At 41.8% G+C, this 26,744-nt stretch carries 15 protein-coding genes; 7 read left to right on the top strand and 8 right to left on the bottom strand.

Features of this window, described 5'->3' with window-relative positions; genetic code table 11:
• Positions 1–173 precede the first annotated feature (173 nt).
• Positions 174–971 (top strand): 3',5'-cyclic-AMP phosphodiesterase, encoded by a 798-nt coding sequence (gene cpdA, locus VB620_RS04945; RefSeq protein WP_323195032.1) that lies wholly within the window; start codon positions 174–176, stop codon positions 969–971.
• 5 nt (positions 972–976) lie between these two features.
• Here the strand turns inward: cpdA and VB620_RS04940 are convergent, their stop codons facing one another.
• On the bottom strand, positions 977–1,579 hold the full coding sequence (locus VB620_RS04940) for a chromophore lyase CpcT/CpeT (protein ID WP_323195175.1): 603 nt from the start codon (positions 1,577–1,579) through the stop codon (positions 977–979).
• Positions 1,580–1,874: 295 nt separating this feature from the next.
• Here VB620_RS04940 and VB620_RS04935 point away from each other — a divergent pair, with 295 nt between their 5' ends.
• Positions 1,875–3,080 (top strand): tetratricopeptide repeat protein, encoded by a 1,206-nt coding sequence (locus tag VB620_RS04935; protein WP_323195031.1) that lies wholly within the window; start codon positions 1,875–1,877, stop codon positions 3,078–3,080.
• An 87-nt stretch (positions 3,081–3,167) separates the two neighbouring features.
• On the opposite strand, the gene VB620_RS04930 is transcribed toward VB620_RS04935, so the two are convergent.
• From VB620_RS04930 to VB620_RS04900, 7 genes are all read right to left on the bottom strand, one after another.
• Positions 3,168–4,436, bottom strand: a complete 1,269-nt coding sequence (locus VB620_RS04930) for a glycosyltransferase (RefSeq protein ID WP_323195030.1) — start codon at positions 4,434–4,436, stop codon at positions 3,168–3,170.
• A gap of 182 nt (positions 4,437–4,618) precedes the next feature.
• Positions 4,619–5,881 (bottom strand): glycosyltransferase, encoded by a 1,263-nt coding sequence (locus tag VB620_RS04925; RefSeq protein WP_323195029.1) that lies wholly within the window; start codon positions 5,879–5,881, stop codon positions 4,619–4,621.
• A gap of 236 nt (positions 5,882–6,117) precedes the next feature.
• On the bottom strand, positions 6,118–6,591 hold the full coding sequence (locus VB620_RS04920; RefSeq protein ID WP_323195028.1) for a DUF2141 domain-containing protein: 474 nt from the start codon (positions 6,589–6,591) through the stop codon (positions 6,118–6,120).
• A gap of 58 nt (positions 6,592–6,649) precedes the next feature.
• Positions 6,650–7,633, bottom strand: a complete 984-nt coding sequence (locus VB620_RS04915; protein ID WP_323195027.1) for a glycosyltransferase family 2 protein — start codon at positions 7,631–7,633, stop codon at positions 6,650–6,652.
• 44 nt (positions 7,634–7,677) lie between these two features.
• Complete coding sequence (locus VB620_RS04910; protein WP_323195026.1) at positions 7,678–8,667, bottom strand: NAD-dependent epimerase/dehydratase family protein; 990 nt, start codon at positions 8,665–8,667, stop codon at positions 7,678–7,680.
• 135 nt (positions 8,668–8,802) lie between these two features.
• Positions 8,803–9,981, bottom strand: coding sequence for an ABC transporter permease DevC (gene devC, locus VB620_RS04905; RefSeq protein ID WP_323195025.1), 1,179 nt, complete (start codon positions 9,979–9,981; stop codon positions 8,803–8,805).
• Between the two features lie 84 nt (positions 9,982–10,065).
• Positions 10,066–11,298: an ABC exporter membrane fusion protein gene (locus VB620_RS04900; protein ID WP_323195024.1), complete on the bottom strand. Its 1,233-nt coding sequence runs from the start codon at positions 11,296–11,298 to the stop codon at positions 10,066–10,068.
• Between the two features lie 733 nt (positions 11,299–12,031).
• Between VB620_RS04900 and VB620_RS04895 the strand changes: the two genes are divergently transcribed.
• From VB620_RS04895 to VB620_RS04875, 5 genes are all read left to right on the top strand, one after another.
• On the top strand, positions 12,032–13,363 hold the full coding sequence (locus tag VB620_RS04895; RefSeq protein WP_323195023.1) for a ParB N-terminal domain-containing protein: 1,332 nt from the start codon (positions 12,032–12,034) through the stop codon (positions 13,361–13,363).
• A gap of 704 nt (positions 13,364–14,067) precedes the next feature.
• Positions 14,068–14,346, top strand: coding sequence for a hypothetical protein (locus VB620_RS04890; protein ID WP_323195022.1), 279 nt, complete (start codon positions 14,068–14,070; stop codon positions 14,344–14,346).
• Positions 14,347–14,614: 268 nt separating this feature from the next.
• Entirely contained in the window at positions 14,615–19,894 is a 5,280-nt protein-coding gene (locus VB620_RS04885) for a polyketide synthase (RefSeq protein WP_323195021.1), read from the top strand.
• 205 nt (positions 19,895–20,099) lie between these two features.
• A complete protein-coding gene (locus tag VB620_RS04880; protein WP_323195020.1) occupies positions 20,100–21,818 on the top strand; it encodes an SDR family NAD(P)-dependent oxidoreductase in 1,719 nt (572 codons plus the stop codon).
• Positions 21,819–21,969: 151 nt separating this feature from the next.
• Entirely contained in the window at positions 21,970–26,733 is a 4,764-nt protein-coding gene (locus tag VB620_RS04875) for a PfaB family protein (RefSeq protein ID WP_323195019.1), read from the top strand.
• Positions 26,734–26,744 lie beyond the last annotated feature (11 nt).

Here is a 26,744-nt window from a genome sequence, read left to right as displayed (position 1 = left end):
AAAAAAAAATAGAATTTCACTCTTAAGATGGATGGAAATTGTCGGTTTTTAAGAAATTGGATATTTATTTATGGTTTTTAGCTTTATGATCACATACAAATCAACGTTAGCTGGGGTCAGCTAGTCCTAAAAGAGTATCAAAGATGAATCTGCACATATCGCCATCCGTGAACATGAATAAAGTCTCTCCCATATTAGTTGCTCAGATTACAGATACACATCTGTTTGCTTCGGAAAGTCACAAAATGCAGGGAATGCCGACTATACAATCTTTAGAGGCTGTGGTAGATAGATTAAAGGATCTCAGGAATGAACTTGATTTGCTGCTGCTGACGGGGGATTTAGCTGGTGATGGTAATCCTCAATCCTATGATAATCTGCAAACTTTACTAAATCCTTTACAAATACCTACTTATTGGTTGCCGGGAAATCATGACTGTGCGATCGCCATGTCGGATATCTTAAATATGGGTATGGTTTCTCGGCGCAAGTCTTTTAACCGTGGTGGTTGGAATTTTATTTTATTAGATTCGGCTTTACCCGGTTGTGTACATGGTTATCTGACAGGTAAAACCCTGGATTGGCTGGACTCTGAGTTAAAATTATTGGGTGATGCTCCGACTTTAGTGGCTTTACATCATCCGCCGTTTTCTGTAAATTCTGCTTGGTTAGATAGCAGCACTTTAAAAAATCCCGAAGAGTTTTTTGCTGTTCTCGATCGCCATCCCCAAGTTAAGCTAGTTTTATTTGGTCATATCCACCAGGAATTTCAACGCCAGCGTCACCAAGTCCATTATCTGGGTTCGCCTTCCACTGGGTTGCAATTTCGCGCGAAAACCCCAACTTTGATGATTGATTCTAAATACCCTGGTTTTCGGTTGTTGAAACTATACCCCAATGGAATGTGGGAAACTGCGGTGGAACGAGTTCCTTATTTCCAGCCATTGGAGTTAGCGGCGAAGGTATCCTAATGGAACTATACTTGTGTGAGGGATATCACTTCATCAGCAAAGCTGTGGCGACGCACAAAGTAAAATGGTCCAGCGACAGAACCCCAAATATGTTCATTGCTATCTAAGTCTCTACCTCTATCTAGACTGATAAATTTCTCTTCGTCAATTTCAAATTCACTATCTAAATAGGTTTTTTGCCCTTTCCGAAAGACGATACAACCTTTACCGGGTTGGACTTTGCCTTTGAAACTGTTACCAGACCACTCTACAGTCATGTTACATCCTGGTAGCTTTTCTAAGCGATCGCCTGTTAAAGTTTTCAGCCGTGTAAGGTCACGGGATGCACCATAAAAGTCTTCTTCTTCTTTGACAGTATAGTTTTCAATTTCGATGCCGTTCCCTGTATCCAGTAATTTTAATACCCGCACACGATAAGGGTCATTGAGCATATAATCATAAGCCTGTTCCACAAACAAACTGACTCCTGATAATACCTCTACAGGTAGGGGGCGCATACACACGCGAATGTGAGCAAAAAAAGGTGGGTTTTCAAAAGCCTGTGCTTGATTACTAAAATCAGCCGCCATCAAGCGAGCCAAGGTGACAATATCCATAGAATTATTGATTACAGATGTTTAAAATTCTCTGGACTTATTGTATAGGGAATTGGGGAATAGGGAATTGAGGACTAGGAAGTTTCCCCCCCTGCTCCCTGCTCCCTGCTCCCTTGCTTCTTCCCCCCTGCTCCCTGCTCCCTGCTCCCTTGCTTCTTCCCCCCTGCTCCCTGCTCCCTGCTCCCCCGCCTCTTATGGGGAATGGGGAGAATTATGGATTATTGCTGCGTCCCATAAGTTGGCAGTTAAAATTTGTGGGTATGGTGATCATACCCTATGCCCTATTCCCATTTTAGGTAAATTACCCATGCTCAGGCGCTTATGTATTACTGTTAGTGTTGCTATCCTTTGTCAGTTGAACAGTTCCTTGACCCCTGTGGAGGCGAGACAGGCGGATAAATTTCCCCCCAATCCCCTAGAAGTGACCACCCCAGATCCATTGCTACCGGCTTCGGCGGATAAACAACAGTTAACTCTCCCCGAAATGCAAAGGTTACAGGGGGCGTTGGATGAGTTGAATCAGGAAGCGACGGCGAAATTGCAAGCAGGTGATCAGGAAGGTGCATTTGGGATCTGGAACCGGGAGGTACGCTTGCGGCGTTATTTGAGTCCCTTGGCAGAATTACAAGCTTTGTCGCGGTTTGGGGCGATCGCCTGGAGTCGTAATGCTAGCGAGCAGGTAAGATATATTACACAGCGTTTGCAAAATATTGAAAAGGAAATCCAAAAGCCCAAGATTATAGATTTAGAATTAATGCGATCGCTGGGTGTAGCTTATGAGAAGGTGCGATCGCCCAAAATGGCTTTACGAGTTTATCAGCAAATTTTAACCGCCGTGGAAGCCAAACAAGATGCAGCCGCAGTTTTACAAACCCTAAAAACAATGGGCGAACTGCATTTGAGTTGGTTTGATTATCCTCAAGCAGCCGCCACCTATGAAAAATTATTGAATTTAACAGCGACCCAGAGCGATCGCTCCTCCGAGTTAGCATATCTGCAAGAGCTAGCTTATATCTACCAACAAGAGAAACAAGCTCAATCAGCAGTGGATGTTCTCAACAGACTAGTGGAAATATACCAAGAGGAAAATAACCTCAGTAAAATTCCTCAATTGCAACTAGCCATTGCTGCCAATTATCAAATACTCGCCCAGGAAAATCCGAGTTTACTCAGAGAAACATTTAACAATTATCAACAAGCCTATGAAACCGCCATGCGATCGCGCCAGTATGCAAGAGGGGCGGAAGCCTTGCAAAAGTTAATTCCTTTATATCAATCCCAAGGACAAATAGAATCAGCCTTGCAAACTAGCCAAATTCTTATTGAAACCCAAGAAAAAGCCGTCAATTATTACGGAATGATGCAAGCCTATGATCAAATTGGGCAATTGTATCTAGAACGTCAAGAATATCCCCAAGCACTCACAGCCTTTCAAAGAGGATTAGAACTAGCCCAACAACTGCAACATCAAGAAACGTACTTCACCCAACAAATTGAAAAAGCCTCACAGTAAGGGGAAAGAAGAGGCAGGGGAGCAGGCTTGCCCTGAGCGCAGTCGAAGGGGAGCGGGGGGGAAAACTTCCTAGTCCCCAATCCCGAATTAACAAACCTTCTTAGCTTCTACCTTTTCATTAGCCGCAATGATTTCATAAAGTTTTTCCTCAAACTTTTCTGTACAGGCTGACCAATCATATTTGAGGATCGAAGGACGAGCCTGTGCAGTCATTGTCGCTTTTAGTTGGGAATTTTCCAGAATAGCCACCACCTTCTCGGCAAAATCCTGGGGATTATTCGCTTTAGCTAAAAAGCCATTCAGACCAGGAAAAATTTGCTCAGAGGTTGAAGGCGCAACCACCGCCACCACAGGCGTACCAGAAGCCAAGGCTTCGTTATTAGTAGTACAGAAATTTTCAGTCGCCGAAGGGTTAACAAACACATCTGCACGCGCAAACCAACCCAAAAGCTCTTTCCCGTGAGACTCTCCCCAGATAGTAATTCCAGATGCAAACTTTTGAGACTGGCGACGCAGTTCTTCATCTAGTGGACCACTACCAATAATTACCAAATGGACATCAGGGATTTTCTCAGCAATCAGAGGAAACATCTCTATCAATTGCAGAACATTTTTTTCTGCTGTAATCCGTCCCACAAATATGATAGTTGGTCTGTTGTCATCAGGGATGGGGTTGTGGATAATATTACGCGGGTGAAATTTTTCACAATCAATTCCCTGATAAGGAACATATTCCCCCCGTTGACAATTTAGCTTCTGATATTTGAAGAGTTGTTCTTGAGAAGAAAATAAATTCCGGTCATAAACTTCTGTAGATTGCTTAACTAACATAGGAATAATCGGACGCATCAAATTGAAAACCTGATTACCCAAGTAGTATTGGATATAGGCAACAATATCAGTGTGGAAAATCGAAATAATTGGAGTCCCGGTTTTTTTAGCATATTCAACTCCAATGGGGCGACCATAACCCTGCAAGAAAACTGAGTAAAAGCCCCGCATTTGTGGCGCTTCTTCGACTACAATAATATCAGGTTGAAATTTTTCTAATAACTTAGTATCACTCCAATTTCGATGGTGTAGAGGTTGAGGTAAAGACTTGTAGAAAATTAGTGGCTGTGTGGGGAAAGCATAAGAGGAAAATTTAGGAAAAGGCTGTAATTCTTCTAGTCCTGCCATCGGACGCTTACCGACGTTTTTGGGATACTTATTGTTAATTGCTGGGTGAACCAGAAACACTTCATGTCCTTGTTCTAGTAACCAGCGTACCCTTTGGTGGACTGCTACGGAAACCCCGGTTAAAAAAGGTGCATACAATCCGGTAAATAGTGCAATGCGAAGCGGTTGCTTGTTCATAATTTCAGTGATTTTGTGTATTTGGATTCAGAGGAAAATTGGTGTAACGCTAATTTCGGAAAAATTAATCCCAGGACTTACGCAAAATCATGAAAAAATTCACTGCAAAGTACGCATCGGTACACAAAGAAATCAGATTTACTGAAAACTATTTCTTTGGCTGTAAATAGTTTTGATCCCCCTCAAAGAGAAATTTTTCCATCAATAGGTTGATCCAACAAATCATAAGGATGATATTCAACTAGTCGGATATTCCAAGGATTCTGCACCCGATAAACAATACCGCGCCATTTAACGGTGGACATCCACAGAGAAGATAGTAGGGCTAACCCATATACCCACTGTGTGAGGGGTATAGCAATTAATATTTTTCCCACTATTTCCATTGATAATTTAGTGGTGGACTGACCTTGGGAACGGATAATTGGGCTGATTCCTAACTCTAAAATCAGAGTTAATAAAAGTAGTCCTACGGTATATATGCAATAAGTTGATAATACAATAAATGCTAAGTTCCATTGTGTATCTAAGAGGGCGAATAGAAATAAAACTATTGCTACACAAGGAAAGAGAATGCTAGAAATTGCATCACCAACTATTGCTAACCAACGGGGATGGTAAAGCCGAGAATATAAGATTACTCGTTTGAGAGATTCGAGGAAGCCGAGTAAATCGCACTCTTCCCGATTGAGGATAATTAGAGAGGGTACAAGTTTGACGCGCATCCCATGCTGTTTAAGGATGCTGTGAATCATATAATCTTCGCCAAAGGCTTGTCCCCACTTTTCTAATAGACCTGTTTGGCGCACTACGTCTGTTTTGATGGCTAAACTCCCACCCCAAGGAACTTGAAATAGGTACATTTGCACAACTGTGGAGACGTTACCGATGTAGCGTACTAAGGAACCCCAATATTTATCTGTGGGGACAAACCATCGGTTTCCGGTTGTAGCTCCAATTTTGGGATGATTTAAGGGGATAACTAACTCCCGTAGCCAGTTAGAATGGACGATGGTATCTGCATCAACTAGGGCGATCGCCTGATAAGATTCATCTAGGTCGGAAACTGCTTGCAATAGGGAACTGCATTTGAGACTACAGTTATGTCGAATAATCCTCAGAGGGCTGACTTGGGCGTTGCTGCTTCCCTCTGCGTTGATGATTTCATTCACAACTTCCCAAGCCGGATCTGCTGGACTATCAACAATTACCTTTAAGTCGTAGTCTGGGTAATTCTGATTTAACAGTGCTTCGATACAATGAGGTAAGTAGGGATCTGCTCCTCTTAGGCAGAGAATTACGGCGGTTTTTGGTAACTGTTCATCGGTTAATGAATTTTGTGCTTGAGGCGATCGCACATAGAACAGAAAAACCAGTGCTAATATCATTTGGATAGCCAGCCAACTCAGCAGAGACTGAGTAATGAAGATCGTCAACTCTTTCATATATAATGTCCGGCAAATTTGCCTTGTGTAATGGCGAGTTGCGAGGGAGCATCCCAAATGTGTAAGTTTATTTTTTCTGAGCTTCTAACTTCAGAAAGATATGAAATTAACGAACCACTAAGGACGCAAAGAACACGAAGTAAGAAGAAAGAAGTAAGAAGAGGATTTTCTGATACTTATTCCGTGTTTTTGCAAAGTTGGGATGCTCTTAGTTACGATTAATTCCGATTTTCTTTTTAGGAATCAAGGGAATATTTCATCAAAATGTTGATGGTGGTATTTTGATTTCGGATTAGAAGGAAACTAGCATCATTAAATTTTGGTGTTCCAGTGAATACGGAAACTGTGGGATTTTGGGAAATACCAAAACCTTCTTTGGGGATGCCGAGAAAGTCTTTATTTAGTTGGCGATCGCCATTTTGATCGTCCACGATGGCTACGGCATAATTGCCCGGTTTTAAGCCAGAGAAAACGTGAGTTAAGGTATCTCCTTTTGGCTTCAAACAAGCACTTTTAATCACATCATTTGTACTCATAGGGAAACCTTTAGCACTAGGGTAAACTCCCAGACAAATTTCACCAGTTTTGTGCTTGATGCCATCCACTACAACTGTGAGTTTGGTCATAGCTTCAGCATTGACAGTGTTCCCTAATCCTATGCTCAATAGAGTACCCAGGATTATAGGTTTGAAGACAGTTAAATTCCACATATTTGGCTAACTTCAACTACTAATTTTACTTGGTCATCAACCTTCACAGTCATTACTTTTAAGGGAAATAAGCTGTGGGTTTAACTTTGGGTAGAAACCACCGCCCAAATATTGCTTGAGTTGCCTTAAATAAATCTTTAAGCAAAAGATATTCGGCTCCTTGTAACTGTTGATAAATACTGAAATGACAACGGATACGTTGATAAAAAGTCAGCTTAAACAGCCAGACAGAAAGTATATATTCCCAAAGTATTCGCCAATGGGGAAACAAAATCCTGCCTTTCTTTGCTGAGTCAAACCAAACCGTATAAGCATAAAAATTAGGGAAAATACTAGCAGTATATTGACCCTTCTCTTTTATCAACAAATGATAATCAGGAAAGAACATACTCAAAGATTGCTGCGAATGGAGTCGAGCAAAGAATAGGTATTCTGGAATTTCATAAAACTCACCCAGTAAACCCAATCTTAATAACAAAATTCCATCCGCAGTCCCATAACTACCCATCGGCGGTACTTTTCTGAGAGCGCTGGCACGAATTACGCCATACATCTGATAACAGAAATGCTTCGTAAGTAACTCATGAAAACGCTCATGATGTTTTGGCGAATCAGTCTTGAGCTTGATATTGTAGTTTTGCAGAAAATCGCCGTTTTCATCAATAAAATATACGTGAGAATGGCACAAAATAACTGAGGGATTATCGTCAAGTACCTCCACACATTTGATCAGAAAATCTGGAGCGTGTAAATCATCATAAGCAGCCCATTTAAAGTATTCACCTACAGATAAATCAAACACTCGATTAAAGTTATGGGAACAACCGAGATTATTCTGATTACGGTAATAACGAATCCGTTTATCCTCAGCCGCATAAGCTCGACAAATTGCTTCAGTATTATCCGTGGAAGCATTATCTGAGATAATTAATTCAAAATCCGTAAAACTCTGAGCCAACAGTGAATCAAGGGCAGCCTTGATATATTTCTCGCCATTATATACAGGCAAACCAACACTTAATTTTGGCGGATTCTTAGTCATATAAAAAAAATTTCATTACAATCTAAAAACTATGTACCCAGCTTCTAAATATCAGTTTTTTGCAACCATTCTTGTGTGAGTCGCAAACCATCTTCCAAGTCAATTTTGGGTTTATAATCTAATAAAGTTTGTGCTTTAGCAATGGAATAAGCATGAGGACGACTCATAAAATCAACAGACTCTGGGAGGATATCAGCTTTTTTACGAAAAAGTTTTTGTCCTTGGGCGCGAAGTTTCAGAAATAACTTCATTTCCTCTTTAGGTAAAGACATAGGTGCAGCCAAACCTTCCATAGCTGCTAAACGGAGAAAATACTCTTTCCAGGAAGTTCCTTGACCGTCGGTAATATTAAAAACTTCTCCATAGGTTTCTTTTTCCATTGCTAGAAAAACCGCATCAATCAAGTTATCTATATATACATGATTCATCACTCCCTGACCATCATTAGCATAAGCAAATAACTTTTGACGCATCATTGTAATTGGTCGCACTACCCAAGAAAGACTCCCAGGACCATAAACATCCCCAGCCCGAATAATAATTACACCAAAATCAGGGGGAGAATTGAGAGGTAAAAGTTCGGTTTCGGCTTCGATTTTAGTCTGACAATAGGGATTCTTTTCACCAGAGAGAGTCCCCGATTCTGTAACACCATCTGGATAATTAAAGCCATAAACCATCACACTAGAAAGATGGACAAAGGTTTTGACTCCAGCATTTTTAGCCGCTTTAGCCATATTTACCGTACCGCCCACATTCACCGCCCGAAATTCCTTAATTGCGCCAGCTTCTTGAGCAATTTGAGCATTATGTAAAACAACATCTACACCCTGGCAAACTTTTTGGGCAAAGTTACCATCAGTAATGCTACCAATAACTATTTCAATCCCCAAATTTTGAGCATTTTTATTCACATCAGGCGCACCTTGTATCCCGCGAACTTTCATTCCCTGGGCTATAGCTAATTCGGCTGCACGCAAACCGATAAAATCATCAATTCCAGTAATCAAGACAGTCTTATTTTGCAGATTCATAGCGATATAACTCGTGGATAAATTACATTTTTGTAGTTGCAACCTGATTAACCGAAAATACTTATATAAAAATAGAATTAGAAAACCCTCTTACCTTTGTGTCCTTTGTGGTTCCTAATCATTTTTTTGATATCATTAGAAAATATCAGCCGGGTCTGCGGAACGCAATTTGTTGATAGCTAAAGACCCAGAAGTTATACACATCAGCACTGCGGAAACTAAGACAATGATGGCATTATTCGCAGTCATCATGATGGGTAACTTAGTTACATCCATCGCAAAACTATATAAACCTACAGAAAATAGAAAACCAGGGATATAACCTAATAAAGCCAGAATTAATGCTTGTTGAAATACCACATTTAAGAGATATCCGTTAGCATATCCAATAGCTTTTAAGGTGGCGTAGGCAATCAATTGAGTGGCAATATTGCTGTAAAGAATTTGATAAACAATTACCACACCCACTACAGAAGCCATAGTTAGCATCAGGTTAAGAATAAAACCGATGGGTGTTCTCACAGCCCAATACTCTTTCTCGAAATCAATAAACCCTTGACGAGTAAAAATTTGGATATCATTAGGTAAATTGGCGACTAATTTCTGCAAAACTGCGTCTTTATTTGCGCCAGGCTTGAGAGTGATTACACCAATATCAATCATTTCTGCGGGACGAGTATTGGGGTTTATCCTCAGAAAAGTTGAATCACTGACAATTAAGTTACCATCAACTCCAAAGGAAGGGCCTAAGCTGAATAAACCACCAACTCTAACTCTGTAACCAATGGGCGCATCAAATGGGAAGATTTCAATGGTCTGCTCAGTATTTCCTGCGGTGAAGTTACTGGCAATTGGACCAAATTCGGGGCGGGAAATGCGGTCAAATAATACAATATCAGGAATTTTGAGTTTGTCTAAATTTTCGGTAACTTCGGGGATATTAAATACAGATGTACCTGGGTCAAAGCCAATGACATAGATGGAATATTTCTCTCCAGTGGCGGGATTTTTTAATTTCGCAAATTGCAAATATATGGGGTTAACTGATTCTACTCCTTCAAAACCCAAGGTTTGGTATAAACGACTCCGGGAGAAGCTTTGAGTTGCGGTTAATGATTTATATTGCGAACTGACTACAAATAAATCACCCCGTATATTTTGATGCAGTGCTGTAGCGCTGGAGTAGAGGGCATCTTGAAAGCCGAGTTGGATAAATGTCAGGAGGACAATAAAGGCAATTCCAGCTACAGCTACGACAAATCGGACTTTTTGCTGGGCTAGCTGTAGCCAGGCTAGAGGAATTTTAAACTTCATGGTTTAGTACCATTGGGGATGTTGTTAAAATTTGTGCTTTGTGGATGAGGAAGAACTAACCGCAGAGGCACAGAGGACACAGAGTTATGAGGGTGAGTTTTGTGAGATTTGAATGGCTACGTCTACTTGGAGGTTGGTTAAACGGGATATGCGTTCAATGTCTGCGGGGTCGTTGATGCTGATTTTTACTTCTACTATTCTGCGGTCTGTATCTGCTGCGGGATTTAAGCTAAATATTCTTTGTCTGTCAACTTGCCAACCAATTTCGCTGACTGTTCCGGAGATTGTTCCGGGAAAGGCGTTGCTGTTAATGGTGGCTGTTTGTCCTAATTTGACTTTTTGAATATCTGTTTGATAGACTTCTGCAACTACGTACATTTGAGCTATTTTACCGATTTCGGCAAATCCGTTGTTGCTAATTACTTCTCCGGTTTTGGCGTGAATTTTTAAGATTTGCCCATCTATGGGAGATTTGAGGTAAGTTAATTCTTGGTCGGCTTTTGCTTGTTTGATGGCAGTTACTGCACTATTTACTTCGGTTTGTGCTAGTTCTACGTCTACAGTCCGGACTTCGGTAATACTGTTGAGTCTGGCTTGGGCTTCTGTGAGTTGGTTTTTGAGGGTGTTCTGAGTACGGTTGAGGCTGGCTTGGGCTTCTGTTAGTTGCTGTTGTATGGTCTTGAGTTGTAAGGCTTTAGTGTCTGCTATGGAGGCGGAAACTGCACCTTGTTTGTATAACTGCTGATATCTGTCGTTTTCGGTTTGGGCGTTTTCTACTTCGGCTTGGATACGATTGATTGTGGCTTGTTGGGCGGCAATGTCCCCTTTTAATTGTGACTCTAAACGGGCGATCGCAGCTTTTTGAGCAGCAATATCTCCAGATTTCGCCCCAGACTTGACTTGTGCTAGTTTAACTTTGGCAATTTCTAGTTGATTTAAAGCTTGTTCTAGGGCAGAGGTGGCACGGGCATAATTCTCTAAGTATGCCAATACTTGCCCAGTTTTTACCTCTTCTCCTTCCTTGACCAAGGTTTTTTCTACCCGCACACCGTTCACTGAATTAGGCGCAGATAAATTAGTTACCTCACCGTCAGGTTGCAAACGTCCCAAAGCCGTCACCGCTACTTTTGCAGGGGTAGGGGTCGCCTGAGTCTGGGATAAATTCTCTGTGGTTATTGTAACTTCCTGGCTGGAGCGATTTTGCGAAAAGCTGTAAATAAATCCTAATCCAGTGGCTAAAGTGATTGAAGCTGCCAAAATCATCCGCCACCGACTGAGGGGTTTTGTGAGTAACAGGCGTTTTTTGTGTGCTGCCATATTTTTATTCCAAGTGTGCTATGCCAGGGGAGAGCCTAAAATGGCTATATCATGTGAATACAATAGACTCATCTGCAAATTAACCAAGAGTACTTCTGCTCTCTGGTTTTACCTTCAGTACCTTAAGAGGTCTAATTAGTTCTATATAAATTGTTGTATGCCTGTGCAGCCGCCTTAATTTACTAGATGAACTGCAAACCTTCCTTACTTTTATCCTAATTCGACACCTCATCTAGTAGCGTAAAATACGATATGCCTAGCCAGGAAAGCTAAATCTTAAAGATGGTCATAGCGCCGAGAAAAATTAACTCGCAAAAGTTGCATCAGCTGTTGTCTGAGTATTGCAAAAAACTATATCCTTGTCAATTGGGCTTGTGGCGTGTAAATCTGAATTTAGCTCACGCAGAGAAGCCACTGCGTTGGGCGGGTCTCCCGACTTGTAGCAAGTGGCGTACGCAGAGGCGCAAAGGTAGGAAGAGAAAGAAAGGTATTTTTGGCTTTTTCAGTAACGCCACTAATTGAGTATACTAATGCAATATATTTATATGTATAGCAACCGACAAGGAGGTAAGGACAGAAACAGATAATGAAATCCTCACAATTAGCGAGTTTCGAGCCTGTTCCCGGACACTGAGCGACTTGTACTGAGCGGAGTCGAAGTAAGCCGAAGTGCTGTTCCCCGTTCCCTGTTCCCTGCTATATTTTTGACTGATTGCACGACAGTTTAGTAATTATGGCTATAGTTTCCATAGATCAAATTCGCATTGGTCTTAACCGTCGTCCGGTGAAAGGCGAAAAGGTGAAGGAGTTACAGGAGTCGATTCGCACTAATGGTTTATTAAACCCGATTACGGTAGATAAAAAGCTGAATTTGATTGCTGGTCTACATCGGTTGACGGCTTGCAAACTTTTGGGGTTAGAGGCTATTGAGTGTCATATTGTTAACTATGAAAACTCTGACCAGTCGCGGTTGGCGGAAATTGACGAAAATTTGATTCGCAATGAGTTAGAACCTTTAGAGCGTTCGGAATTGTGGTGGGAACGTGACCAGATTTTAGAGCGGATGGGGGTTCGGGCGAAAGTTGGTGATAATCAATATACAGGTAAAGGTGGTGAAACGGTTTCACCACCTCTGAAACGAACTTTGGAATTAGCGAAAGAAGTTGGTTACTCTGAACGCACCTTTCAGCACGGTAAACAAATTGCTAAAAGTATTCACGCAGAAGTCAAAGAAATCATTAAGGGTTCGCCAATTGCTGAAAGTCCCACAGCATTACTCAAAATAGCGAGGGCTGGGAGTAAAGAACGTCTGTTGGCGGAGGAGTCGGAAAGGAATTGGGAGTTAGCCCAGGCGAGGGGTGATGAGGCAGAATTACCCAGGTTAGCGGAGTTGGGGCTGTCAGCTAGGAAGAAGCAAAAAGAGTTACAGATTTTGGCTTACAACAGTGTGATGGCGCAAAGGGAGGCTAAGTTAGCGCTGAAAAAAGGTCAACGCCAGCCAGAAGTATCTGTTGCTAGTGATGAATTGGGGGTGAGAGTTGGTGAAGAATGGATGTTAGGACGGCATTTAGTGTATTGTGATCATACTGCTAGTTCCGAGTTTAGAAACCTGTTACCATCAGATGCAGCCTTGGCGATCGCTACCCTATCGGAAAAGTGGGAGCATAATTACTTAATAGATGAGGCGCGAGTAGTCGCGGTAATACGTTCCCAGGGGCATATTTATGATTTTTATCGCCATAGCCAAATGCCCTTTCAATATGAACTAATTCTGGGTAATCTTTACGTAGGAATTTTTTCTCACCAATCCATATCTCAACCACAGACACCAATTAATATTGATGGTGTAGAAGGTATTGTCAACTACTTAATTAATTTATATACCCATCCCAATAATTTTGTGATTGCTCCCTTTATGGGTAATGGTGAAATTCTCATTGCTTGTGAACGCATGGGGCGGATATGTTTTATTGGTGATGAAAACCCCCAATTTGTTAATCGCGGAATCATGCGTTGGCAGCAATGGACTGGTAAATTACCCCAGAACATCGGTTTAGTATCTTAGTATTTTGATATTTCCTCACCCCAGAGAATAAAAAATAGTTGATGTTGACTTAACCCACAAACAGATTTCTAAATCTGTAACTGCTTTGTCAGATATTAATAAATGATCTCCAAGTTTAAGCTATTCATCACAAATATATTTTGTTTATTATGCACTATCCGATGAATTAATATTTGCTTCATGAATTACCATTTATTTCACTAGGTATTTTTGGCTTTTAATTATGATGTTCTGCTGAAAATTAATTTAAATGGTGATGAATTTGAGTCATGTATTGATTAAATGTTGAAGATATAAGTGCTGAGATAGCAAGTTACTCTACACAAGCCATTTAGCCCCATATTAGTTCATTAATTGAGTAACTACCTATACTTGCATTCCGCATTATTTCCCCAATTGCTACCGGGAATAATTTAGACAATTTATAAAAAGACTTTAAATAAATGATTTAGTTTCTGTGAATCATGCTATTCTTTTTATTAATTCAAACCTTTGAAAGCGGTCAAGGAAATTAGTAATTTTGTATAACTTGGAAACAGCAAAACTAAACCTAACCGTCTTGTCATCACCCTATGAGTGTGTGAGGATTTCTTAAGAAAAGTGGATAAATTCGCTATTAAAGGGAATATTTTTTTGTAACGAAGTTGTCAACTTTTCTGGGTCAAATTGCTTAAACTAAATTATCCTGGACGCTGAAACCGGCTATGGCATTTATCAAGATACAGAACGTTGTCATTAACACCAGCTACGTTGCTGCGGTTAGGCTAGATACTCAAACTAATTTGGGAGAAAAAAGCGTTTCTGTCCTAATAGCTACTCCTCAGTTTCCCTTAATCCAGTGGGATACAATTGCTCAAAATCTCCATAATTACGAATGGCTGGAATTTACAGGTCAAGCGGCTAACGTACTCCGAGACTATTTCTCTAGTTTCAATAACGTGATTGACCTATTACCTCAATATCAAGAATCCAGTGTTGTATAAAATTATTGCATGAAGGCTACATTCCGAAATTAATTAGGGTGGAAAAACAGTAAATATTCTGTGGTATTTCTGAAAAACAAGCAGATAAATATACCAATTCTCTACAAACAAATGTCATCTGACTTGTTAATTACAAATTGCCAATCGGTATCAACTAACTGTTGCTAACAAAAATAACTAGTTGTCAGTGGAGACAGAAATTGCTGTAGCGATCGCTATGGTAAGCAACACATCATCATCCACAGTACTTAAGAACAGTATATGCCCTATGTCTGCTTATTCAATTGATACGGCTTTGGCAGAGTTAGAGAGCCTGATCAAAAGTGTTGAGAAAACTTTGATTGGTTCCATAGAGGAAAAGAAGTTGCATAAGGAAACACCAATGTCAATTAACAAGATTAATAGAAAATTACAACAAAATCCTATAGCTATCGTCGGGATGGCTTCTCTATTACCTCAAGCGCGAAATTTGCAGCAATACTGGCAAAATATCGTTAACAAAATTGATTGTATTACTGATGTTCCTGATTCACACTGGAGCGTCAAGGATTATTATGACCCTAACCCCAGAACCTCTGAAGATAAAACCTATTGTAAACGGGGTGGGTTTATTCCAGAGATTGATTTTAACCCAATGGAATTTGGTATTCCTCCCAGCATTCTAGAAGTTACAGATATTTCCCAGCTACTAAGTTTGGTCATAGCTAAAGAAGCAATGGAAGATGCTGGTTATGGTGAATCTTCCGAGTTTAGTCGTGAAAATGTGGGGGTAATTTTAGGGGTGGCGATGGCCAAGCAATTGGGAATGCCACTGTCAGCCAGATTAGAGTATCCTGTTTGGGAAAAGGCGCTGAAAAGCAGTGGTCTTTCTGATGAAGATACTCAAAAAATTATCGAGAAAATCAAAAGTGCTTACATCAAATGGGATGAAAATGCTTTCCCTGGGATGTTGGCGAATGTGGTAGCGGGAAGAATTGCTAACCGCTTGAACTTCGGCGGAACTAATTGTGTTGTTGATGCGGCTTGCGCTAGTTCCTTTGGCGCTTTGAAAATGGCTATCAGCGAACTGGTGGAATATCGGGCTGATATGATGCTGACTGGTGGTGTGGACACTGACAACACCATTATGGCTTACATTTCTTTCAGCAAAACTCCGGCGGTTTCTCCCAGTGGAAACACTAAACCTTTCGATGCTACATCTGATGGGATGTTGCTGGGTGAAGGGGTTTGTATGTATGTCCTCAAACGCTTGGAAGATGCGGAACGGGACAACGATAAAATTTATGCGGTGATTAAAGGGATTGGTACTTCCAGTGATGGTCGCTACAAGAGTATTTATGCTCCCCGGAAGGAAGGCCAAGTTAAAGCTTTAGAACGTGCTTATGATGATGCTGGGTTTTCTCCGGCGACTGTGGGTTTAATAGAAGCCCACGGAACTGGGACAATGGCTGGCGACCCCATCGAGTTTGGTTCTATAAAGGACTACTTTAGTCAACATGATTCCCAAAAACAACATATTGCTTTGGGTAGTGTGAAATCTCAAATTGGTCATACTAAGGCGGCGGCTGGTGCAGCAAGTTTAATTAAAACAGCTTTGGCTCTGCATCACAAGGTTTTACCACCAACTATCAATATTACTGAGCCAAACCCTAAACTGGATATTAAAAATTCCTCATTTTATTTGAATACCCAAACTCGACCTTGGATTAAGGCGGAAGGTGAAGCGCCAAGACGGGCTGGTGTGAGTTCTTTCGGTTTTGGGGGGACAAATTACCATGTGGTTTTGGAAGAATACGAAACCGCAGAAAATCTTCCTTACCGTTTACATGGTACTGCTCGTGAGGTGCTGTTGTTTGCGAATAATCCGGCAGAGTTGCTGAGTAAGTGTGAGGAAACTCTCAATAAGTTGCAAGCAGATGGCGGTGAAAGACATTTTGCAGCTTTGCTTAAAGAATGCCAATCTGTGGAAATTCCCCAGGTTGCTGCTAGGGTGGGGTTTGTGGCTGAGAATCTGCCAGAAGCTTGTAAGTTGATGCAAGTTTGTATTGACTGGCTGAAACACAAAGCTTCAGTACCTGCTTGGGAACATCCTCAAGGTATTTATTACCGTTCCTCTGGAATGGAGTTGGGCGGAAAGATTGTTTCTCTGTTCTCTGGACAAGGTTCCCAATACCTGGAAATGGGTCGGGATGTGGTGATGAACTTTCCGATTATGCGCCGTTTACATGGCTGTATGGATAGTTTGTTACTGAAGGATAATTTGCAGCCAGTTTCGGAAATTGTGTTTCCGCGTCCGGTGTTTGATGAGGGTGAGAAAAATGCCCAAGTTGCGGCGCTACAACGGACGGAATATGCTCAACCTGCTATTGGGGTGTTTAGTGCAGGGTTGTATTCTATTTTTCAACAGGCTGGTTTTAAATCCGATTTTGTGGCGGGACACAGTTTTGGTGAATTAACGGCTTTGTGGGCTGCGGGGGTGTTGAGTGAGGAGGATTATTTATTCCTCGTTAAGTCTAGAGGTCAAGCTATGGCTGCGCCTGAAGACCCTGACCATGATGCTGGAAGTATGTTGGCGGTGAAGGAGGAAATGAGTAAGGTGACGGTGGTGCTGCGGAATTTTCCCCAGGTGACTGTTGCTAATTTTAATTCTCCGACACAGATTGTTTTGGCGGGTCCGACTGCGGAAATCATGAAGGTGAGACAGGCTTTGCAGGAGCAAGGTTGTACTGCGGTGGTGTTACCTGTGTCCGCAGCTTTCCACACTCCTCTGATTGCTTTTGCTCAAAAGTCTTTTGCGATCGCCACTAAGTCTGTTAAATTCAATCAGCCTCAGATTCCTGTATTCACCAATGTCACAGGTAAAACCTATCCCCAAGAACCCCAAGGGATTCAAAAAATCCTCGAAACTCACCTGGCTAGTTCGGTGATGTTTAAGCAGGAAATCGAAAATATCTATGCTGCGGGTGGTTACTGCTTTGTAGAATTTGGCCCCCGGCGGATTTTGACTAACTTAGTTAAGGATATTTTAGGCGATCGCCCCCATCTTACTATCTCTTTGAACCCCAGCACTCAAAAGAATAGCGATCGCACCCTCAAAGAAGCAGCAGTGCAGTTGCGTGTAGTCGGCGTACCCTTACAAAACCTCGACCCCTACCAATTTGAACCTGCATTACCCCCAGTTAAGCAGAAAAAGGCCTTAAATGTGCGTTTAAAAGGCATTAACTATGTCTCCGAAAAAACCAAAAACGCCTTTACAGAAGCCTTGCAGAATGGACATCAAGTAACTCTTCCTGCTGCACCCGTAGTCACATCCACCCCGGAATTTTCCGAAATTGTCACCCCCACCGCACCAGCGAAAGAACACACCACTAATGGACGTGTCCCCCATCCTATAGATAGTCTGCCCGAATTTTCACATAACTCTACTAATTCTGCACCCCAGCCTGAAACAGTCCAGGAGAAAAAGATGCAACCAACACCAGAAAAACCTGTAACTTACCAACGGGCGTTAGAAAGTTTAGAAAATCTGTTAACACAGTTCCAGCAAAATCAAACCGACAATTTACAAGTCCACGGGACTTATCTGCAACATCAGATGGAATATACCAAAGCGTTTTTCCAATTGATGCAGGAACAGAACACAATATTTGCTAACAGCAAAACTCAGGCGGAAGCAGCACAACTACAGCTAGTTGTCAAAGAAAGCATAGAACGGGGGATGATGCAGTTTCACAGCCAACAAGGTGAAACCCTACGCATTCATGAACAATATCTTCTGGAACAGTTGGAATACGCCAAAAAGTTTTTCCAACTCATAAAACAAGAATATTCTCAAGTTATCTCCACTCAGGTAACAACAGTAGCAGCAGCGCCTGTAGTTGCAAAAGAACCAGTACCAGCGCCTGTAGTTGCACCAGAACCAGCACCAACACCTGTAGTTGTACCAGAACCAGCACCAGCACCTGTAGTTGCAAAAGAACCAGCGCCTGTAGTTGTACCAGAACCAGCACCAGCACCTGTAGTTGCAAAAGAACCAGCACCAACACCTGTAGTTGCAAAAGAACCAGCGCCTGTATCTACTTCTAATCTCGATCTAAGCGAATTGGGTAACAACTTATTAGCCATCACCAGCGATAAAACTGGCTACCCAGTCGAGATGTTAGAAATGGATATGGACATGGAGGCTGACTTAGGTATTGACTCCATCAAACGAGTGGAAATCTTGGGCGCGTTACAGGATATATACCCTGATTTACCTCAGCCAAATTTAGAAGAATTATCCGAAAAACGCTCCATTGGCGAAGTCGTAGAATATTTACAATCCCATGTATCGGGTAGTAGTTCTGTAGAAACAGAAACCTCCACAACTAATCAAGAAGTTGTGCTAGAATCTACTCAATCCCCCTTGCCCCTTATCCCCATAGGGGGCAACAAAATCCCCAGTCCCGTAGAGATGACCGATTCGGTTGTCTCTACCCCCCTCCCCACAGAACTGGAGCCAGAAATAGCAACTACGGATGATTACGCAGACTTGGGTCAAACCTTGTTAAGCATCACCAGTGATAAAACTGGCTACCCAGTAGAAATGCTAGAAATGGATATGGACATGGAGGCTGACTTAGGTATTGACTCCATCAAACGGGTAGAAATATTGGGCGCGATGCAAGATAAATACCCCAATTTACCCCAACCGAATATTGAAGAACTGGGAGACCTCCGCACCATCGGTCAAATAGTTGATTATCTCCAGAAGCTGGCTGGAGGTGAAAAAAAAAAGCCTCAACAGGACTTTAGCCACCAGTCAGTCCAGGTAATTGACGGTGTAAGACGACGACCGGCTAAACTGCAATTTCTCCCCCCCGCCGATAGTTTAGATTTCGCTTTACCAGAGGGACACGTAACTGTCATCACTGATGATGGGTCCCTCACCACCTCACAAGTAGCTCAAACTTTAAGCGATCGCGGTGGGAAAGTGGTAGTTTTAAGTTTCCCCCCGTCAGTGGTTCCCCAACAATCCCTTTTACCCGCCGGAGTGAATCGTGTAGTCCTCGCAGATATGACAGAAGAATTACTTCAACATAAATTATCTGCGATCGCCACTCACTTCGGAACCATCGGCGGTTTCATCCATATTCATCCCGTATTTGAGGCGCATCAAAGACCGGCTTTTATTTCACAAGAAAAAGAAATTGTCAAGCACGTCTTCTTCATGGCGAAACATCTCAAGCAAACTCTTAATGAAGTGGCGCGTTATGAACGCAGTTATTTCTTAACTGTCAACCGTTTAGATGGTGCTTTCGGGTTAGACTCTTCGACTTCATTCAGAGCTAACTTCGGAGCCATTGGAGCCGGATTATTCGGATTAACCAAGTCTTTAAAATGGGAATGGCCAAAAGTATTTACTCGCGCCATTGATTTGAGTCCCACATTAGATGCACAAACATCAGCAGCATATATTATCGCTGAATTACACGACCCCAATCTTTATATCAGTGAAGTTGCTTACGGTTCACAGGGACGTGTGACCTTAGTTGCTTCTGTCGAGTAGTAACGTGAATGAGGGAGGTACTATATCTCCCTCTACGTTTCAGAATTATTTTATGTCTCACGCATCAGCGAAGCGTTCGCGTAGCGTGCTGTAAGCTCTAGCACAAAGTGCGTTAGGCGCAAAGGCGCAAAGTTTAAGAGCGCAAAAACTCTTTCTTGGCGTTCTTGGCGACTTGGCGGTTCGTTCCTCTTTAATCAAAAAAAATATGACTACACAGACACAGATTCGCCCTTCATCAGTTTTTGTTGTAAGTGGTGGCGCAAAAGGAATCACAGCCCAATGTGCGATCAAAATGGCACAGCACCAGCCTTGTAAATTCATTCTCCTTGGTCGTTCCGAACTGTTACAAACCGAACCAGAATTTGCTCAAGATTGTTTCGAGGAACCAGCTTTAAAAAAACGCATCATGGAAAATCTTCTAGCTCAAGGAGAGAAGCCCACCCCCATGAGTGTATTGAAGATATATAATCAGGTTGTTTCCAGTCGAGAAATTAAACAAACCTTAGCAAGTATAGCCGCAACAGGGGCTGAGGCGGAATATATTAGCGTTGATGTCACCAATGTTGCAGACTTACAGCAAAAGTTAGCTGCTGTGGGTGCAATAACTGGAATTATTCACGGCGCGGGAAATTTAGCTGATAAGCTGATTGAAAAGAAAACTGACCAGGATTTTGAGAAAGTTTATACAGCTAAGGTGCAGGGATTAGAAAATATCTTAGCTTGTGTGAATCCTGAGCAACTTCAGCATTTAGTGTTGTTCTCCTCTGTAACTGGATTTTACGGGAATATTGGACAATCTGATTATGCGATCGCCAACGAAATTCTCAACAAATCAGCCCATTTAATCAAACAAAATTATCCTCAGTGTCACGTCGTCGCCATTAACTGGGGCGCATGGGATAGTGGTATGGTTTCCCCAGAATTGAAAAAAGCCTTTGCAGAAAGAGGTATTGATATTATTCCCGTGGACGTGGGTACACAAATGCTAGTGAACGAACTGCACCCTTCCCATAGTAATACCGCACAAGTGGTTATTGGTAGTCCCCTAGTTCCCCCTACAACAGAATTAGACTCCCAACTGCGGACTCATCGCATCCGTCGCCAGATGAAACTGGAAGCCAATCCCTTTTTATATGATCATGCGATCGCAGGTTCTCCCGTATTACCTGCTACCTGTGCCATGACATGGATCATTAATTGCTGTGAGGAAATGTATCCCGGTTATAGATTATTAAATTACACAGACTTCAAAGTTTTAAAGGGAATTACCTTCAATGAAACCTTAGCCAAAGAACACATTTTAGAAATAGAAGAAATTGAAAAAATCAACTCCGAAAAAATCATAGTCAAAGCTAAAATATCCAGTAAAAATGCTGCTGGAAAAACCCATTATCATTTTAGCGCTCAACTCAACCTGCATAAAGAAATTCCCCCAGCACCTACTTATGCAGCCATCAACCTCAACCCAGATCATATCATTACCACCACAGGCAAAGATTTCTATCAAAATGGTGGAGAGACATTATTTCATGGTCCCTCATTTCAAGAAGTCCAAAGAGTTTTAAATATTACCCCCGCAAAAATTACCACAGAATGTTTGTGGACAGAAATCACCCCCCAACAACAGGGACAATTCCCCGTTAAATGGGTGAATCCCTATACAACAGACCTGAGTATGCACGCCTTATGGATTTGGACACAACACTTTCATCAAGAAGGTTGCTTACCGGGAAAAGTCGAGAAATTTGAACAATTTGCCCCCACCCCACACAACGAACCATTTTACGTTTCTTGTGAAATAAAAACTAAAACAGCAAGTAGTGCGATCGCCGATTTTATCATACACGATAATCAGGGGAAAATATACTCCCAAATGTTAGGCGCTCATGCCATTATTTGGTCAATGAAACAACTCAAAAGTTAATTATTTGGCTTTAATTCTCACGCAGAGACGCTCCTTATTTCTTTCTTCCTTTGCGCCTTTGCGCCTTTGCGTGAAAAAAAATTCTCAAACTTGGGGAACAGCGTAAATCCTGCCTTCTTTTAAATACCCCAAAACTGTTGAGGATATAACAATGGAAAAAATAGCCATCATCGGATTATCCAGCCTATTTCCCGATGCTAAAAACCCTGAAGAATTTTGGCAAAATCTGATTAACAAAAAAGATGCCACATCATCAGCAACCATCGCCGAAATAGGGGTAGATCCCACTATTTTTTACAACCCAACTAAAGGCACAGCAGACAAAACCTATTCCCTCAAAGGTGGATACATTCGGGACTTTCAATTTGACCCATCTGAATATAACCTCCCATCAGAACTAATTGCAGGTTTAGACGACACCTTCAAATGGTCATTATATGCAGCCAAACAAGCCCTAGCAAATAGTGGCTACGGGGGAAATCAAGACCTCCTAGCTAAATGTGGCGTAATTTTAGGTAATCTATCATTTCCCACCAGACTTTCCCATCAATTATTCTCCCCTATTTATCAGCGAGCGATCGCACCTGCCATTAAAGAACTTCTGCACCATGAAAAATTTGATTTAGCTGCCTTACCCACAGCCACCAAAGCATCTATTTACAACGCCATGATTTCCGGCTTACCAGCATCAATAGTTGCTCAAGCCTTATCATTATCTAGAATTAACTTCTGCCTAGATGCCGCTTGTTCATCCTCATTTTATGCCATCAAACTAGCCTCCCATTATCTATCATCCCATAAAGCCGACATGATGTTAGCCGGAGCCATCAGTTGTGCAGATTCCCTATTTGTGCGGATGCTATTTTCCGGTGTTCAAGGCTTTTCCGAAGACGGTACAAGTCGCCCCCTAGATAAGACATCCAGAGGTTTAATTCCCGGTGACGGTGTAGGAATGGTAGTCCTCAAAAGATATACCGATGCTGTCAGAGACGGAGACAATATTCTCGCCACAATTTGCGGTAACGGACTCTCCAACGATGGTAAAGGTAAACACCTACTCAGCCCCAATACCAAAGGACAAGTCCTCGCCTTTGAAAGAGCCTATAACGAAGCCCAAATCAGCCCCCAAAGCATCGACTATTTAGAATGTCATGCTACCGGCACATTATTAGGAGATACAACCGAACTCAATTCCATAGCTACCTTTTTTGGACAACATCAAGCCTCACCCTTAGTAGGTTCAGCTAAAGCCAACGTCGGGCATTTATTAACTGCTGCGGGGATGGTTGGCTTAACAAAAGTAATTCTGAGTATGTCTCAGAACATCATTCCACCTACCATTAATGTTGATGTCCCCTTAGCCTCAGACAACAACGTTATTTCTAGCGAAAATATCGTCAGAAAAGCCACAGCTTGGCCTCAAAATAATACACCCATTAAACGAGCCGCCATCAGCGCCTTTGGTTTTGGTGGAACCAATTCCCACTTAATTATTGAACAAGGACTTACGCAAAATCATGAAAAAACGAACCACGAAGGACACAAAGGACACGAAGTTAAGAGGCTTTCAAAGAGTTCTTGCGTAAGTCCTATTGAACAAGTAAATACAGCCTCAGCTATCAACTCAGATGTACCTGTAGAACCCGCCAAAATCGCCATTATCGGCATGGATGCCTTTTTTGGTGGATGTAACGGATTAGATGCCTTTGAGCGCAGTATTTACGAAGGAAAACAGCATTTTATTCCTCTACCCCCCTCCAGATGGCAAGGTATAGACGAGCAAACAAACCTACTACAAGAGTATGGTTTAGAGGATGGTAAACCACCAATTGGAGCATACATCCAAGACTTTGACATTGATACCTTAGCTTGTAAGGTTCCTCCCAACGAAGTTGAAAAACTTAATCCTCAACAACTTTTACTATTAAAAGTTGCTAACCGTGCCGTTGAAGATGCGGGACTCCAAGCAGGCGGAAATGTAGCCGTCATTGTCGCTGCTGAAACCGAGCTTTCTGTACATCAGTTACAACAAAGATGGGATTTATCTTGGCAGGTAAAAGAGGGCTTATTAGAGGATAATATCTCTTTACCAGATGCAGAACTTTCACAGTTGGAAGGCGTAGTTAAAGATAGTATTCATCATCCCGTTGAAACCAGCGAGTATGTGAGTCACATCGCCAATATTATGGCAGGTAGAATTTCCGCTTTATGGAATTTTACTGGACCCGCTTTCACAATGACGGCTGGTGAAAACTCTGCTCTCAAAGCCTTAGAAGTAGCACAAATGTTACTAGCATCTGGAGAAGTCGAGGCTGTAGTTTTAGGTGCAATAGATTTAGCCGGCGGTGTAGAAAATGTCTTATTACGCAGTCAATTAGCCAAAGTCAATCAAGGCATCAATACCTTAAGTTTTGACGAAAACGCCGATGGTTGGACAGTTGGTGAAGGTGCTGGTGCAGTTGTCCTCAAGCGTCATGACACCGCCCAACAAGATAACCAAAAAATATATGCCGTACTAGATGCCGTCAGTTTTGCAGCAGCCACAAATGATGCTTGTCAACAAGCTTTTGACATCGCCAAAATTCAACCTCAAGAGATTAACTATGTAGAGGTGTTTGGGAGTGGTATTCCTCAACAAGACGAAGCCGAAATCACCGGGTTATTACAGGCTTATCCTCAAACTGGAAATGGTTTGCAATGTGCCATTGGTAGCGTCAAGGCTAATATCGGTCATACATACACAGCATCAGGAATTGCCAGTTTAATCAAAACCGCCCTCTGTCTGTATTACAGATACATTCCCTCCACTCCTAAATGGTCTGGTGCAAAGACACCACAACAATGGTCAGGTAGCCCCTTCTATGTCGCTACAGAGTCCAGACCTTGGTTTGTCGATAAAGGTAGTACCCGTCGTATAGCCGCCATCAATAGCATCGGTATAGACGAGACCTATGCTCACGTCATCTTATCCGAAGACCCTGAGCAAGAAGAGCGTGATAGTAAGTTCTTACAGCAAATGCCTTTTCATCTGTTCCCCATAACAGCTGAGAATCAAAGCAACCTCCAAGAGGTTTTAAATAGTCTCGAAAACAGTATTGCAGATAGTTCTTGTCTATCAACTACAGCCAGTCAAACCTTCACAACCTTTAAAGAAAATTCTGAAGCTAAGTATGCTCTAACAATTACCGGACGGAACAAAAAAGAAATCCTCAAACAAATTGATGCTGCACGTAAAGGCGTAAATACAGCCTTTGAAAAAGGTACAGACTGGCTAACCCCATTAGGTAGTTATTTCACAGCCAAACCCTTGGGTAAAACCGCAAGTGTCGCTTATGTCTATCCAGCCGCCGTTAATTCCTACATCGGTATCGGTCGAACAGTCTTCCGCCTATTCCCCAAAGTCTTCGAGGACTTAAAGAGTAATAACCTCTATAACCGTGCTGCGGATGTAGAAAAACTAGTTTATCCTCGCAGCTTCCCCAAACTTTCCACCAGACAACTAGAAAACCTCGAAAAAGAACTATTAGATGATTCCCTGGGGATGTTTGAAAGTGAAATCGCCTTCGCTAGATACATGACAGCGATTTTCCGAGACGACTTTCAAGTTAAACCAAAATGTGTCTTTGGCTATAGTTTGGGTGAAACCAGTATGATGGTAGCCCAAGGAGTTTGGAGTGATTTTGAAGGTGGTAGTAATACTCTCAACTCATCACCATTATTTGGGGATAAATTATCAGGCGCAAAAAATGCCGTCCGTCAATATTGGGGCTTAACAAATAGCACAGAATTACAAGAAGATAACTTCTGGGCTACCTATGTCCTCATGGCTACACCTTCCCAAGTAGAAGAATGTTTAAAACATGAGCCAAGAGTGTATTTAACTCAAATCAATACACCAGAAGAAGTCCTAATTGCTGGTGAAAAAACTGCCTGTCAAAGAGTCATTAAAACTTTGGGTTGTAACTCCTTCCCCGCACCCTTCGACCATGTAATTCATTGTGAAGCCATGCGTTCAGAACACGCAGAAATAGCTAAAGTTAATAGCTTACCTACCCAAAACCTACCAGGAATAACATTTTACTCTGCGGCTGAATCTCAACCCATCACACTGGATAGAGATGTTATAGCTAACAGCATAGCCACCGGACTTTGCCAACAACTCGACTTTCCCCAATTAGTCAACCGTGTCTACAACGATGGCGTAAAAATATTTGTAGAAGCTGGTGCAGGTGGAGTTTGTTCTCGCTGGATTAGCAAAATTTTAGAAAACAAAGAACACATCACCGTATCCCTTAATCGTAGAGGTATGGATGACCATACATCAATGGTCAAAGCCTTAGCTAAACTAGTCAGTCATCGAGTCAACTTAGATTTATCACCTCTGTACAATCTCAGTACAACCACAATCAAACAAAACAAATTAACCCTCAGAACAATCACCTTGGGCGGTAAATCAATTACTAACAGTATATTGAGTCCAGAAAATCGCAAAACCTACGAAAATATTGCCAGCAACCTCAACAGTTATCGAGTAGAAAAACTGCATCAGGATATACTATTACCCAACAATTCCGAGAAAAACAATCCCCCAACCCAGCCACTAGAAGACCCAACAAAAAATATCATCCGACACGGTTTTGAGCATCGAGAAGAATTACAATCTTCTGAGTCAATAAACCTGGGACAGAAAACTCTCCAACCAATTGTGTCATCTCCAGCTACAAATCATCAACTTGATAACACAATTAGAATGTTGGAATTAAACAAAATCCAGTACCAAAAACTGAGCGATAACAATTACCAAATCACTAAAAATCACAGTGCATTTCTCCAAGCCAGAAAAGGTTTTAGTACACAGATTAGCGAAATCATTCAATTACAGCTAGCCTGTGCCGAAAACTTATTGAAATCATGAATTAGTATTAC

The organism is Nodularia harveyana UHCC-0300, from assembly GCF_034931085.1.
GTDB lineage: Bacteria > Cyanobacteriota > Cyanobacteriia > Cyanobacteriales > Nostocaceae > Nodularia > Nodularia harveyana.
Note: the sequence above shows the minus strand (reverse complement) of the source record. Positions and strands in the feature narration are given on the sequence as shown.